Source organism: Heyndrickxia coagulans DSM 1 = ATCC 7050 (assembly GCF_000290615.1).
Classification (GTDB): Bacteria; Bacillota; Bacilli; order Bacillales; family Bacillaceae_C; genus Weizmannia; species Weizmannia coagulans.
The window spans coordinates 110,186-123,547 of the sequence record NZ_ALAS01000205.1; the positions used below are offsets into that span (position 1 = coordinate 110,186).

A 13,362-nucleotide genomic window follows, 5' to 3' on the forward strand; every position below is an offset into this window, starting at 1 on the left:
CTATTGTAATGGCGTTAAAGTTTTTTCTAAATCAAGCAGCAGCAAAAGCCTCTGGTTTATATTCGCCACACCGGAAATAAAGTCCTCTTTGCCCGCGTTTACCACTTCCGGCTCGGGTTCCACTTTTTTTTCGTCGATATCCAGGACATCCGTCGCCTCGTCCACAAGCAGGCCCGTTTCAATCTCTCCAAACCGGACGATGATCAGCTTGCGTTCCTCCGTATCAGCGCCCGTGTCATCCTCCATGCCAAACCGTTTTTTCAGATCAATGACCGGGATAATGACACCGCGCAAATTCATCACGCCAAGTATAAAAGGAGCGGTAAGCGGCACTCTTGTAATATGCTGCAGCTTTTCAATGGCCAAAACCTGCGTAACCGGCAGGGCATACTCTTTATCATTTAACTGAAATACGATCACTTTCTCCAACGATCTCAACCTCTTTCCTGGGCAATGAAGTGGGCGGCAAGCACCCTGTTTTCTATTTAATCAGCGCATTGCTGTCGATGATAAGGGCAACCTGGCCGTTTCCAAGAATGGTGGCCCCGGAAATGGCAAATACATTCGTTAAATAATTCCCTAAAGATTTTAATACGATTTCCTGCTGGCCGATAAAGGCGTCCACCACAAACGCAGCCAGTTTTTCCCCTTTCCGCACAATCAGTACGGAGACATATTCATCATTTTGCTTTGCGTCCGGAACTTCAAATATTTCATTTAAAAAGACAAGCGGCACCACTTTGCCCCGGAAATCGATCACTTTTTGGTGATGCGCTTTTAATATTTCGCCCTTCTTAATAATGGCCGTCTCTACAATAGAGGATAACGGGACAGCATATTTTTCCGTCCCGATTTCCACGAGCATGACGGAAATGATCGACAGGGTAAGCGGCAGCTGAATCGTAAAGACGGATCCGCGCCCTTCTGCGGAATGGACAGAAATCGAGCCGCCCAATGATTGAATAGTTGATTTCACCACATCCAGCCCGACACCACGGCCGGAAATATCAGATACATGGTCAGCGGTTGAAAAACCGGATTCAAAAATCAGGTTATAAATCTGGCTGTCTGTTAAACTGCCGGCTTCCTCCTTTTTGACAATGCCTTTTTCAATGGCTTTTTCCAGCACTTTTTCACGGTTAATGCCGGCGCCGTCGTCTTCGATTTCAATAAACACATGGTTGCCGCTGTGGTAAGCTTTTAACGTAATGGTCCCTGTTTCCGGCTTTCCTGCCCGCTTTCTTTCTTCCGGTTGTTCAATGCCGTGGTCGCACGAATTCCGGATCAGATGGACAAGCGGGTCGCCGATTTCATCAATGACGGTGCGGTCTAGTTCTGTTTCGGCACCGATAATGTCGAGATCCATTTTTTTGTGCAATTCTCTTGCCAGCTGGCGGACAAGCCGCGGAAAACGGTTAAACACCGTTTCGACCGGCACCATCCGCATGTTCAAAATGATCGTTTGCAAGTCGCCGGAAATTCTGGACATCCTTTCAACGGTTTCATTGAGCTCCGGATGGTTCACTTCTTTTGCAATTTGTTCGAGGCGCCCGCGGTCAATGACCAGCTCTTCAAATAGATTCAGCAGATTATCCAGCCGCTCGATGTTCACACGGATCGTCTTCGTTGTATGTTTCTGTTTTTGCGGATGCTTTTTCGCCGGTTTTTGCGGCTGCTTTTCCGCTATGTCCGGTGCAGCCTGTTTTTTCTCTTCTGCTGCCGGTTTCTCCGGTTCTGCCGTTTCCAGGTGTTGTCCGCTCTCCGGTTTTGAGAGGGTCACGGTGCTTGCTTTGACATCTTCAATCTCTGATACTTTACAGATTTTTTGGCGGATCTCTTCCCTGTCCTCTTTTGAGATCAGCGTCACCTTAAATTCATTGTCGAACTGCTCTTCTTCCAGCTGGTCGGCCGGCGGATCAGAATGGATAATCTCGCCGCATTTTTCAAGGATATCAAATACCATGAATACCCGCGCCGCTTTTAAAAGGCAATCGCTGCGCAATATTACCGTGAACTGGTAACAGCTGTACCCTTGTTCTTCTGATTGAACAATCACGGCCTGTTCGTACTGGTCAAATTCGTCTTCCTCTGTTTCCGCCTTTTCCGCTGTGGCGGCCGAAGCTTCTTTCTCCGCCTTCTTCTCTCCGGCCGAACCCTGTTCTGCCGCTTCCAGGCGGGCGATTGTCCCGCTCACATCCATTTTGCCGTCCCCGCCGTTTGCAACCGATTCCACCATCGCTTCCAGATGGTCCACCGCAGTAAAAATCACATCGATAATGTCCGGTGTTACAGACAGCTTCCCGTTCCGAATGGCATCAAGCACATTTTCCATCTTATGAGTCAGGTTGGCGAGGTCTTCATACCCCATTGTTGCCGACATCCCTTTCAATGTGTGGGCGGAACGGAAAATTTCATTGACAATTTGCAAGTCATCCGGGCTTTTTTCAAGCAGCAGCACATTTTCGTTTAACGACTGGATATGTTCCCTGCTTTCTTCAATAAACACTTCCAAGTACTGGCTCATTTCCATCTATACCACACCCTAATCACTAATAAATTTCATGATTGCCTCCGCAATTTTTTCCAGCGGCAAAACTTCATCCACCACTTTCGCGGCAATGGCACTTCTCGGCATGCCGTAAACGATGCAGCTTTCTTCCGCTTCGACAATCGCTCTTACATGCCCGCGATTCTTTAACGCGATCAAACCTTTTGTTCCGTCTGAACCCATCCCGGTCATGATGACGGCAAGTGTTTCATAGTTTTTCAGCATGCTCACCGATCCAAATGTTTTATCCACAGCCGGCCTGTGCCCGTTAACCGGCGCGGATTGCTCAAGCCGGATAAAGAGATGTGCGCCGCGCGCCTCCACGCCCATATGGAAGTCCCCGGGCGCAATATAAACCGCCCCCGGCTTGAGCATTTCGCCATCCTCGGCTTCTTTCACCCTGATGTTTGAAATGGCATTCAGCCGGCTGGCAAGCGACTTTGTAAATCCGCTTGGCATATGCTGGACAACCAGAACAGGCGCTTCCAAATTCCCGGGCAGGGAAGAAAGGACGGTTTGCAGAGCGCGCGGGCCTCCGGTCGATGTTCCGATGCAAACCAATTTTTTCCGTGCTATCCGTCCGCTTTGAACAGGATCGGACAAAGGTTGCTTGTTTTTTTCCGGTTCGCTTCCTTTACGTTTTTCCCATTTCACAAATCTGCCCCCTGTTTTTCAAAACTGTCATTCATTGCCCTGTTATTGCCATGCATGTTTAATGTTTCAGCAAAAGCCCCTTCAGTTTCCGCATAAATACCGGGGCGCGCGGGCCGGGCCCGTCCGGATTGCCAGATACATAACGGTTAAGCAATTCATCGATTCTTCTTGCAGCCGCTGAATGCGGAAATGCACTGTAAAACGGCAGCTGCCTTGATACGGCTTTTTTTACATGCGGATCTTCCGGCACAACGCCGAGAATGTTTACTTCTTTTCCTAAAAATTTCCTGACTGTAAATTGAAGCCTGTTTAACGTCAACATTCCGTCTTTTTCTTTTTCCGCCCGGTTGCAAATTAAATATAGGGAGGTGCTGAATTGCTGCATGTAAATATATTTCATCATCGAATAAGCATCGGTAATCGCAGTCGGCTCAGGAGTTGTGACAATAAAAATATCATCAGCCGAAAGCAATACTTTAAGGCTTGAAGGCGCAGCGCCGGCACCCATATCGAAAATGATGTAATCAAAATCATACTGGAGCAGTTCGAGCTCTGTGACAAGCCTGCTTACAGCAGCTTCTTCCATCTCGACAATTTGAGCAAACCCGTTGCCGGCAGAAATATAGGAAATGCCGGCCGGCCCGCCGCATATAATTTGGGCAAGCGGGATATTCCGGTTGATAAAGTCCGAGATCGTATACGACGCATCAAGCCCGAGCAAGACATGGATATTGCCCATGCCGACATCCAGGTCAAATAAAAGGACTTTTTTTCCCTTTCCCGCAAGTGCCATTGCCAAATTAACCGAAATATTGGACTTCCCGACCCCGCCCTTTCCGCTTGCGACTGCGAGCGTTTTTGCCGGGACCCCGTGTTGCATTTTTAACTTTGCGCGCAGCTGTTCTGCCTGGTCTCTCATTTGCCGTTCTCCCCAAATACGTATTCGGCAAAAATACCGGGGGTTGCCTCGAGCATATCATCCGGGACATCCTGGCCGTTTGTCACATACGCACAGCCTTTTCCATACTGCTCCATTAAATTGACCGCAGCGCCGTAAGTGGATGTCTCATCCAGCTTGGTGAAAATAAACCGGTCAATCCTGATGCTTTGAAAACTGTCAACAACTTCTTTCATATCTTTCTCTTTCATCGTTAAAGACAGCGTCAGAAAGGTGTCCATTTCCGCTTGAAAATCGATAAGCCCAGAAAGTTCACGGACATATTGCCGCTCCCTGTAATTCCGGCCGGCGGTATCGATAAAAATGCGGTCAAAATCGGAAAATTTATCGATCGCTTTTTTGAAATCGGACAATTTATAGATTACTTCGAGCGGAACATTCAGCAGGTTTGCATACGTTTTTAATTGTTCAATCGCTGCAATCCGGTACGTATCCGTTGTAATGAAAGCAATTTTTTCTTTTCTTTCGAGCACGGCCCGGGCAGCCATTTTGGCGAGTGTCGTCGTTTTTCCGACACCGGTTGGCCCGATCAGGTTCACGTACTTTCTCCGGCCTCTCCCGTAAGTAAAACGGGACAGCTTTTTTTGAAGCAGTGCCTTCGCTTGTTTTAAAATTTCTTCTTCCGCCAGATTGCCGTTTGCTTTCTCCCATTCTTCATACAGGGCATCCCCGATCTCAAGCAGCAACGATTCATCCAGCCCTTGCTGCGAACCTGAGTTTAATCGTTTTTGAACCGGCAGCGGATACTTTTGGTAAGCGGGATTGGCAAATTTCGACACTTCACGGACCACTTTTTTCAGCTCTGCGATTTCTTTTTTCAGGCTTTCTTTTTCGGAACGGACGGAAGCATCCGGCGCGCGCGCGGGTTTTTCACCCCGTTCGGTTTTCAGGCTATAGGCGGGGGCCGTTTGTACCGTGCCATTTTTTCCGGCATCCGGATCAACAGCTGCAATCACTTCGATGTTGCGCTTTTTCATAAATCCGAGAAAGCCTTTGCGCTGGACCACTTTTGAATTTAAAATGACGGCCTGGTCCCCGAGCTCAAGGCGGATCTGTTTCATTGCTTCAGACATATTGGGCGCCATAAACTTTTTGATTTTCATTCTATGTTCACCAGCCCTGTGCTTTGTACCTCAACGTTTGCTTCCAGTTCATTATAGGAAAGAACCGGCACCTGGGGAAAGAACCGTTCAATCATTTGCCGCAAATACATGCGGATGGCAGGCGAACAAAGGATGACCGCGGAACTGCCGGTCAGCGATACCCTTTCAACCTGCTGTGAAACGGATTCCACAATTTTTTGCGACACGGACGGATCCAGAGAAAGATAGTTGCCGTGCTCCGTGCGCTGGATGCCGTCCGCAATCAATTTTTCCACTTTTCCCGAAACGGTGATGACTTTTAATTGCCCGTCTTGCGCATATTGCGCCGTAATTTGCCGCGCAAGGCTTTGGCGGGCGTATTCCGTCAGCAAATCAGTATCTGTTGTTAATTTACCATAGTCGGCTAACGTTTCAAAGATAACCGGCAGTTTTCGGATGGAAACATTTTCTTTCAAAAGATTCGCCAGCACTTTCTGGATATCGCCGACGGACAACGGGTTCGGTGTCACCTCTTCCACAAGCACCGGGTACGACTCTTTCAAATGGTCAATCAATGCTTTTGTTTCCTGCCTTCCGAGCAGCATATACGCGTTTTGACGGATCATTTCCGTAATATGGGTCGAGACAACCGTCGGAGGATCCACGACCGTGTAGCCCATCATTTCCGCCTGTTCTTTTTGTTCTTCCGTGACCCATTTTGCCGGCATTCCAAAAGCCGGCTCGACCGTCTCAATGCCCTCAACGGAGCCGTCATCTTCGCCGGGTGCCATCGCCAAATAGTGGTCGAGAAGAAGCTCGCCTTTGGCAAGTTCATTCCCGTTTATTTTCAACCGGTACTCATTCGGCTCAAGCTGGATATTATCGCGGATCCGGACAACCGGAATGACAACGCCGAGTTCGATGGCGAGCTGCCTGCGGATCATGACAATCCTGTCAAGCAAATCGCCTCCCTGGTTGGCATCAACAAGCGGGATCAGGCCGTAGCCGAATTCGAATTCGATCGGGTCAATATCGAGCAGGCTCATGACGCTTTCCGGGCTTTTCAATTCTTCAGACTGAAGTTCTTCCGCTTTCTCCGCGCTTTCCTGTTCCGTTTTTTTCGGGACTTGCTGAAGCCGGAAACCACCGATGAAAAGAGCCGCTGCCACCGTCATAGTTAAAAAATCATTAATCGGCGTAAACAGGCCAAGCAAAAAAATCGTGCCTCCCGCGATATACAGCATTTTTGGATAAGACAACATCTGCGCCATTACGTCCTGGCCAAGATTGCCGTCTGATGCCGCCCTCGTGACCACGATCCCGGTTGCTGTGGAAATGAGCAGCGCCGGCACCTGGCTGACAATGCCGTCCCCGACGGTCATCAGCGAAAACTGGCTCGCGGCATCACTGATGGAGAGGCCGAGCTGGGTCATGCCGATAATGATCCCGAAAATAAGATTAATGAGAACGATAATGATGCTGGCAATCGCATCGCCTTTGACAAATTTGCTGGCACCGTCCATCGCGCCGTAAAAATCCGCTTCCCGGCTGACTTTTTCCCGGCGGGCGCGCGCTTCCTGGTCGGATATCATGCCGGCATTCAAGTCCGCATCAATGCTCATTTGCTTGCCCGGCATCGCATCGAGCGTGAACCGGGCTGCCACTTCAGCCACCCGTTCAGCGCCTTTTGTAATCACAATAAATTGGATAATAATCAAAATCGTAAAGACGACAAGCCCAACGACGATGTTGCCGCCGACAACGAACGATCCGAACGTCTCAATGACCCCGCCGGCATTGCCGGTGGAAAGGATCGAGCGGGTGGTTGAGATATTCAGTCCGAGCCGGAATAAGGTTAAAATGAGCAGCAACGACGGAAAGACGGAAAACTGGAGCGGTTCTTTCATATTCATTGAGATTAAAAGCACCATTAATGCAAGAGAAATATTACATATAATTAAAAAGCTCAATGCCCATGTCGGAAACGGGATAATCAGCATGGTGACGATTAAAATGACACCTGCGATCACGGGAATATCTCTCAAATCTCTTGCACTCATACGGTTTCTCTCCTAACTTGCGTGAAAAAGCTTAAATTTTATGCTTGATTTTGTATACGTACGCCAAAATTTCCGCTACTGCTTTGAAAAACTGTTCCGGAATGCGTCCGCCAACTTCCACCTGCTCATAAAGTGCCCTCGCCAGCGGCCGGTTTTCCAGCATCACAATGTCATGCTCTTTTGCGACCGACTTAATTTTTTGAGCAAGGAAATCCGCCCCTTTTGCCACAACAATAGGCGCATCACTCTTTGCTTCATCATACCGGAGGCAGACGGCAAAATGCGTCGGGTTGGTAATGACGACATCGGCATTCGGCACTTCCTGCATCATTCTCTGCATGGCCATTTCCCGTTGTTTTTGCCTGATTTTTGATTTAATCAGCGGGTCGCCCTCCATGTTTTTAAATTCTTCCTTGATTTCCTGTTTGGACATCCGGATATTTTTTTCAAAGTCAAAACGCTGGTACAAATAATCAAGAACGGCGAGCACAAACAGCGCAACGGAGGCGCTGATGCCGGTTATGACAGCGAGATGCCCGACTGCACCCAGCGTATCGCCCGCGCTTTTAAACGGCAGGCCTGAAATATCCTGGATGTTGGTCCAAATAACGTAAAAAGCGACGGCACCGACCACTGCCATTTTTAAAACGGATTTTAACAATTCCATAAGCGCCCGGATCGAAAAAATCCGTTTTAATCCGGCGACGGGATTGATTTTGTTTATATTCGGTTTCAGCCCTTCGCCGGTAAAGAGGAGGCCGGTTTGGGCCACATTGCCGATCACGCCGGCCAAAAGGGCAACGGCCATGACTGGCAAAAGCATCGAAGCCAGCTGTTTCATGACGCCGGTCATCAATTTGCCAACGCTTTGCTCCGTGACATCCTGCAGCATGTATTTTGAAAAGGCCTGGCGGAAGAGCGCCATCATCGGGCTTCCGATCGAGGAGGCCCCGAAATACAAGAACAGAAACACCGCCAGAAGCATGACGGCCGTTACGATATCCTGGCTTTTGGCCGTCTGCCCCTTTTTGCGGGCATCACGCCGTTTTTTCGGCGTTGCCTTTTCTGTTTTCTCCCCTGCGAAAAACTGCAAATCGAGTGAGAGGTGCTTCAAACGGATCCCCCCAACAGTGCCATACAATTCCGCATCGCAACAAACATCCATTCAAACAGATGTTCAACTGCAATATAAATCGTGCCCATTGCCACCGCCAGCGCGATCAAACTAACGGCAATTTTGACCGGAAAGCCGACTACAAAAATATTAAGCTGCGGCACGGTCCGGGCGATGATGCCGAGCGCAATGTCCGTTAAAAACAGGACGGCGACAACGGGTGCCGACATTTGAAAAGCGACGAGAAACACACGGGCCAAAAGTGTTGCCAAATATTTTGCAAGATTGAAAGACCCGAGATGGATCCACGCCTGATCGAGCGGGATAAACGAATAGCTGTAATAAATCCCGTCCAAAAGCAGATGGTGCCCGTTCAGGGAAAGCAATAAAAGCAGCGCAAAACTGTACAAATATTCCCCGGTAAGCGGCGTTTGCGCCCCTGATTGCGGATCAATCACATTGGCCATGGAAAACCCTGCCTGAAAGTCGATAAACGTGCCGGCCAATTGCACGGCCGACAAAATGAAATAGGCTGTAAAGCCAAGCAGCAGGCCGACAAGTGCTTCCTTGATCATCAGCAAAAAATAGGCACCGTCCATGGTGAACGGTTTGGCATGGATTGTGTACGTCACAAGGACGGACAAAAAGAAACCAAGGCCGATCCGGAACCGGGCCGGTACGCTCCTGTGGGAAAACAACGGCATCATGATAAAAAAAGTTGTGACCCTGATGAAAACGAGTAAAAATATGCTGAATGACGGAATCAGTTCATCCATGTGTTAACCTATATATTGTGTTAAATTGGATAAAATTTCTTTTGTGTATGTAAGCATGTGGCTCAGCATCCACGGGCCAAGCAGTACGAGGCCGAGCAGCACCGCAACAATTTTCGGGACAAATGCCAGCGTCTGTTCCTGGATTTGCGTTGCAGCCTGGAAGATGCTAACAATCATGCCGACGACAAGCGCAATCAACAAAAGCGGGCCGCAGACCATAAAGGTCACCATGATGCCTTTTTCGGCCAGTGAAATGACCATTTCCTCACTCAATCCATTCACCTTCTTTAAAAACTTTCAAGCAGCGACTTCACAACAAGATACCATCCGTCCACGAGCACAAACAATAAGATTTTAAAAGGCAGCGAGATCATCACAGGCGGCAGCATCATCATCCCCATGGACATCAGGACGCTTGCCACGACCATATCGATGACAAGAAAAGGAATGAAAATCATAAAGCCCATTTGAAAAGCCGTCTTTAATTCGCTGATCGTAAATGCCGGAACAAGCGTTGTCATTGGAATATCCTGCACTGACTTTGGCTGCTTTTTATGGGCATAATCTAAAAACAGCTGCAAGTCTTTCTGCCGGGTCTGTTTCGCCATAAATTCCTTAAACGGCTTCTGGGCTTTGTCATAAGCCTCTTCCAGCGTCACTTTATCATGGAACAACGGCGTGAGCGCCTGTTTGTTTACCTGTTGAAACGTCGGGGCCATGATAAAAAACGTCAGAAACAGCGCAAGCCCTACGATCACCTGATTCGGCGGGGCTGTCTGCGTGCCGAGCGAAGTCCGGACAAAAGACAGGACAATGACAATCCGCGTAAAAGAAGTCAGCAGGATTAAAATACTCGGGGCCAATGAAAGAACAGTCATAAGCAAAAGGATTTTGACCGAAAGGGAAACCGTATCGCCGGATGTGCTGCTTAATGTATTCAACAACTCATTCATCGTTCTGTTTCTCCTTCTCCCTTTGTTCCAATTCTTTCATCGCCTGCGCCCGCTCCTCCCTGATCGCGCTGATTTGCGATTTCAGCAAATGCCCGAACGGGGTTGCTTCTGTTTTTGCCCCGGTTTCCCTGTTTTTCACAGCTTTTATGAGCCTTGTCGCAATATCGCGCGGTTCCAGTTGCTGCTCGAGCTTTTTATTGTACTGGTCAACGAACTGCCTGACCTCTTCCTCGTCATCAATTTCTTTGACAAGCTGCACATCGTCCCCGACACCTAAAATAAGAATCCTGTCCCCCGCTTTTACAATTTGCAGCGACTTGTTCCCGCCCAAAGGCGTGCCGCCGAAATTCTGTATCATTTTACTGCTTTGATAGGCACGGCTTCTTTTGTTGACAAATTTTAAAACAAAGTATAGTAGACAAATCACGAAAATAAGTGCGAGGATCATCCGCACAATATCCCCGAAGGTTACCGCCGGATTTGCCGTTTCCGATTGTTTAGCCCCACTTTCGGATTTTCCGTCCGATTGTTTTTGGCACTGTTTCGGATGGTCGATGCATTCTTTCACATTCCCGTTAAAAGAAGCCGCAAGGGCATTGCCGGGTGCCGGAAACCCGTACAACAGGTAAAGCAGAATTCCAAGCAGCACCAGCCCCTTCGTCACTTGGCTTTGCAAATCACTGTCACCTTCCTGGCATCGTCAGCCGAGCGTTTTTTGGATGGCCTCGATCACACGGTCAGCCTGGAACGGTTTGACGATAAAATCTTTTGCGCCGGCCTGGATGGCATCAATAACCATCGCCTGCTGGCCCATTGCCGAGCACATGATGACTTTTGCATCCGGGTCGATTTTTTTAATCTCCTTCAGTGCGCAGATCCCGTCCACTTCCGGCATTGTAATATCCATTGTCACAAGATCCGGCCGGTGTTCCTTATACTTTTCAATTGCTTGTGCGCCGTCTGCCGCTTCAGCGACAACGTCATATCCGTTTTTTGTCAGAATGTCTTTAATCATCATGCGCATAAACGCAGCGTCATCTACAATCAATATTTTCTTTGCCATTTGAATCTTCCCCCATTATCTCAGTTTTTTCAGCCGGTCTTTCTGGCTCACAATATCTGTCACACGCACACCGAAGTTCTCATCAATCACAACCACTTCCCCGATGGCGATTAACTGATGGTTGATGAGAATATCCACGGGTTCTCCGGCAAGCTTGTCCAGTTCTACAATGGAGCCTGCGCCCATTTCAAGAATTTCCCTTACTGTTTTCGATGTCCTGCCCAATTCAACGGTCACTTCAAGCGGAATGTCAAGGAGCATGTCCAGATTTTTCGTTTCCACGCGCGGCGCTGTTTCTTCAAAACTCGTAAAAACAGCCGGCTGCACATTTTGGTGCGTCTCCTGTTTTTCAGCATTTTGAGCAGGCTCAGCCGGTTTTTCCGCAGCATGGCCTCGTACATTTTGATCCGGCTGCTTTTCCCCCTCTTTTTTCCAGGCTTCCGCGGGTTGTTCCGGATGGATGAGATCACTGACCAGTTTTTTTGCAAACGAAAGCGGCAACAGCTGCATGATCTGCGAATCGATTAATGACCCGATCATAATCCGGAACGAGACTTTTACAAGCAAATCCTGATCCGGGAGCTTATCCGTGCCTTCTCCTTCCAAAATATTTAAAAGTGAAACGGCCGGCGGAGAAATATCGATTCTTTTATTAAAAATCGTAGACATCGAGGTGGCGGCAGACCCCATCATCTGATTCATCGCTTCCTGTACCGCGCTCAAATGGATCTCATCCAGTTCGCTGCTCGGATTTTCGCCGGTTCCACCCAGCATCAAGTCGGCAATAATAGCGGCATCAGATTGTTTGATGACGAGCACATTCACGCCGGAAAAGCCCTCCGTGTATTTCACCTGAATGGCCACGTAGGGATGTGGAAATTCATCCGCCAGTTTGTCGTGCCGGACAATGCTGACCTCAGGCGTTGTAATTTCAACTTTTTGTGAAAGCAGGGTGGACAATGCCGTCGCAGAGCTCCCGAACGAAATATTTCCAATTTCCCCAAGCGCATCCCTTTCCATGGAATCGAGATAATCTTCCACATGGAGGGCATCTTTGGCGCTTGCGTCTTCCAGATTTGCAGTGCCGTTAAGAAGGGCATCAATTTCTTCTTGCGACAGCATATCATCGCTCATACTTTTCTTCTTCCCCTTCCTCTATGATATCCAGGATTTGGACAGCCATTTTAGTGCCTTGCTTGCCTGGCTGCCCGATGAATTTCGGAATTTTATCCACCTTGACAACCAACGGCTCTTCAATGGTTTGGTTCAGCCGTATACAGTCGCCAATTTCTAAATTCAGAAAGTCTTCAATTTTTATCGTTGCCGTCCCCAGTTCGGCGGTGAGCGGCACTTTTGCCTCCTTGATGCCTTCTTCGAGCAGGCGGATATTGTCCGGATCCGGTTCCTTTCCGGCGTGCTGCATCCAATAATGCCCGGACAATTTCGGCATCATCGGGTCAAGCACCACTTGCGGCAGGCATAAATTGATCATGCCGTTTGTATCGCCGATGGTCGTGTTGAGAGAAATAACGACCACGGTTTCATTCGGAGAAATCATCTGCAGAAACTGCGGATTGACTTCCAGTTCAGTCAGAAAGGGATTGATTTCGATGATCTCACTCCACGCTTCCTTTAACTGGTCGATGGTCTGGTCAAAAATTCTCGTCATGATTTTCTTTTCAATCTCAGTGAGTTTGTCAATTTTATTGATGCTTTCCCCGTACCCTCCCAGCACTCGATCCATCATCGTGTAGGCAATGTTCGGGTTAATTTCCATAATAATATTCCCGTCAAGCGGGGGAACTTCATAAGCCGTCAGAAGGGTCATTTTCGGTATCGAACGGATAAATTCCTCATACGGAATCTGGTCAGCCGATGCAACCGAAATCTGCACGTAAGTCCGGAGCTGGGCAGATAAAAAGGTTGTGAGAATCCTTGAGAAGTTTTCATGAATTCTTGTCAGGCTTCTGATCTGGTCTTTTGAAAACCGGAGCGCCCGCTTGAAATCATATACTTTGACTTTCCGGGTTTCCTCTTTTTTTATTTCCTCCGCATTCATTTCCCCCGTTGACAGGGCGGATAGCAGCGCATCAATTTCAGACTGCGATAAAATATCTTCCGGCAACTTTATCCACCCCCTTTGTATACATACAG

General features: G+C 48.4%; 14 protein-coding genes. All 14 read right to left on the reverse strand.

The features are described 5' to 3' along the window. The 14 genes from IC21_RS10785 to fliM are packed head-to-tail and all read right to left on the reverse strand — an operon-like array spanning position 1 to position 13,333. On the reverse strand, positions 1 to 429 hold the full coding sequence (locus tag IC21_RS10785) for a chemotaxis protein CheW (protein ID WP_019721099.1): 429 nt from the start codon (positions 427 to 429) through the stop codon (positions 1 to 3). Positions 430 to 481: 52 nt separating this feature from the next. After that, positions 482 to 2,530 carry a chemotaxis protein CheA gene (locus IC21_RS10790; RefSeq protein WP_029141567.1) on the reverse strand — a complete coding sequence of 683 codons (2,049 nt, stop codon included), beginning with the start codon at positions 2,528 to 2,530 and terminating at the stop codon, positions 482 to 484. Positions 2,531 to 2,542: 12 nt separating this feature from the next. After that, positions 2,543 to 3,202, reverse strand: coding sequence for a CheB methylesterase domain-containing protein (locus IC21_RS10795; protein WP_029141568.1), 660 nt, complete (start codon positions 3,200 to 3,202; stop codon positions 2,543 to 2,545). Positions 3,203 to 3,260: 58 nt separating this feature from the next. Further along, positions 3,261 to 4,121, reverse strand: coding sequence for a MinD/ParA family protein (locus tag IC21_RS10800; RefSeq protein WP_017554484.1), 861 nt, complete (start codon positions 4,119 to 4,121; stop codon positions 3,261 to 3,263). Beyond that, positions 4,118 to 5,263, reverse strand: a complete 1,146-nt coding sequence (gene flhF / locus IC21_RS10805) for a flagellar biosynthesis GTPase FlhF (RefSeq protein WP_029141569.1) — start codon at positions 5,261 to 5,263, stop codon at positions 4,118 to 4,120. The genes IC21_RS10800 and flhF overlap by 4 nt, the downstream gene beginning before the upstream one ends. Then, positions 5,260 to 7,302 (reverse strand): flagellar biosynthesis protein FlhA, encoded by a 2,043-nt coding sequence (gene flhA / locus IC21_RS10810; RefSeq protein ID WP_035180879.1) that lies wholly within the window; start codon positions 7,300 to 7,302, stop codon positions 5,260 to 5,262. The genes flhF and flhA overlap by 4 nt, the downstream gene beginning before the upstream one ends. A gap of 31 nt (positions 7,303 to 7,333) precedes the next feature. Next, positions 7,334 to 8,416 carry a flagellar biosynthesis protein FlhB gene (gene flhB, locus IC21_RS10815; RefSeq protein WP_017554481.1) on the reverse strand — a complete coding sequence of 361 codons (1,083 nt, stop codon included), beginning with the start codon at positions 8,414 to 8,416 and terminating at the stop codon, positions 7,334 to 7,336. After that, a complete protein-coding gene (gene fliR, locus IC21_RS10820; RefSeq protein ID WP_013859105.1) occupies positions 8,413 to 9,192 on the reverse strand; it encodes a flagellar biosynthetic protein FliR in 780 nt (259 codons plus the stop codon). The genes flhB and fliR overlap by 4 nt, the downstream gene beginning before the upstream one ends. A 3-nt stretch (positions 9,193 to 9,195) precedes the next feature. Further along, a complete protein-coding gene (gene fliQ / locus IC21_RS10825) occupies positions 9,196 to 9,465 on the reverse strand; it encodes a flagellar biosynthesis protein FliQ (protein WP_014095440.1) in 270 nt (89 codons plus the stop codon). Between the two features lie 14 nt (positions 9,466 to 9,479). After that, entirely contained in the window at positions 9,480 to 10,145 is a 666-nt protein-coding gene (gene fliP / locus IC21_RS10830; RefSeq protein ID WP_013859103.1) for a flagellar type III secretion system pore protein FliP, read from the reverse strand. Beyond that, entirely contained in the window at positions 10,138 to 10,821 is a 684-nt protein-coding gene (locus IC21_RS10835) for a flagellar biosynthetic protein FliO (protein ID WP_029141571.1), read from the reverse strand. The genes fliP and IC21_RS10835 overlap by 8 nt, the downstream gene beginning before the upstream one ends. Before the next feature lie 24 nt (positions 10,822 to 10,845). Then, on the reverse strand, positions 10,846 to 11,208 hold the full coding sequence (locus IC21_RS10840; RefSeq protein ID WP_029141572.1) for a response regulator: 363 nt from the start codon (positions 11,206 to 11,208) through the stop codon (positions 10,846 to 10,848). Positions 11,209 to 11,223: 15 nt separating this feature from the next. Then, entirely contained in the window at positions 11,224 to 12,342 is a 1,119-nt protein-coding gene (gene fliY / locus IC21_RS10845) for a flagellar motor switch phosphatase FliY (RefSeq protein ID WP_029141573.1), read from the reverse strand. Continuing rightward, the gene (gene fliM, locus IC21_RS10850; RefSeq protein ID WP_013859099.1) at positions 12,332 to 13,333 is read right to left on the reverse strand and encodes a flagellar motor switch protein FliM; all 1,002 of its coding nucleotides are present in this window, start codon (positions 13,331 to 13,333) and stop codon (positions 12,332 to 12,334) included. Before fliM ends, fliY begins: the two co-directional genes overlap by 11 nt. Positions 13,334 to 13,362: the final 29 nt, after the last annotated feature.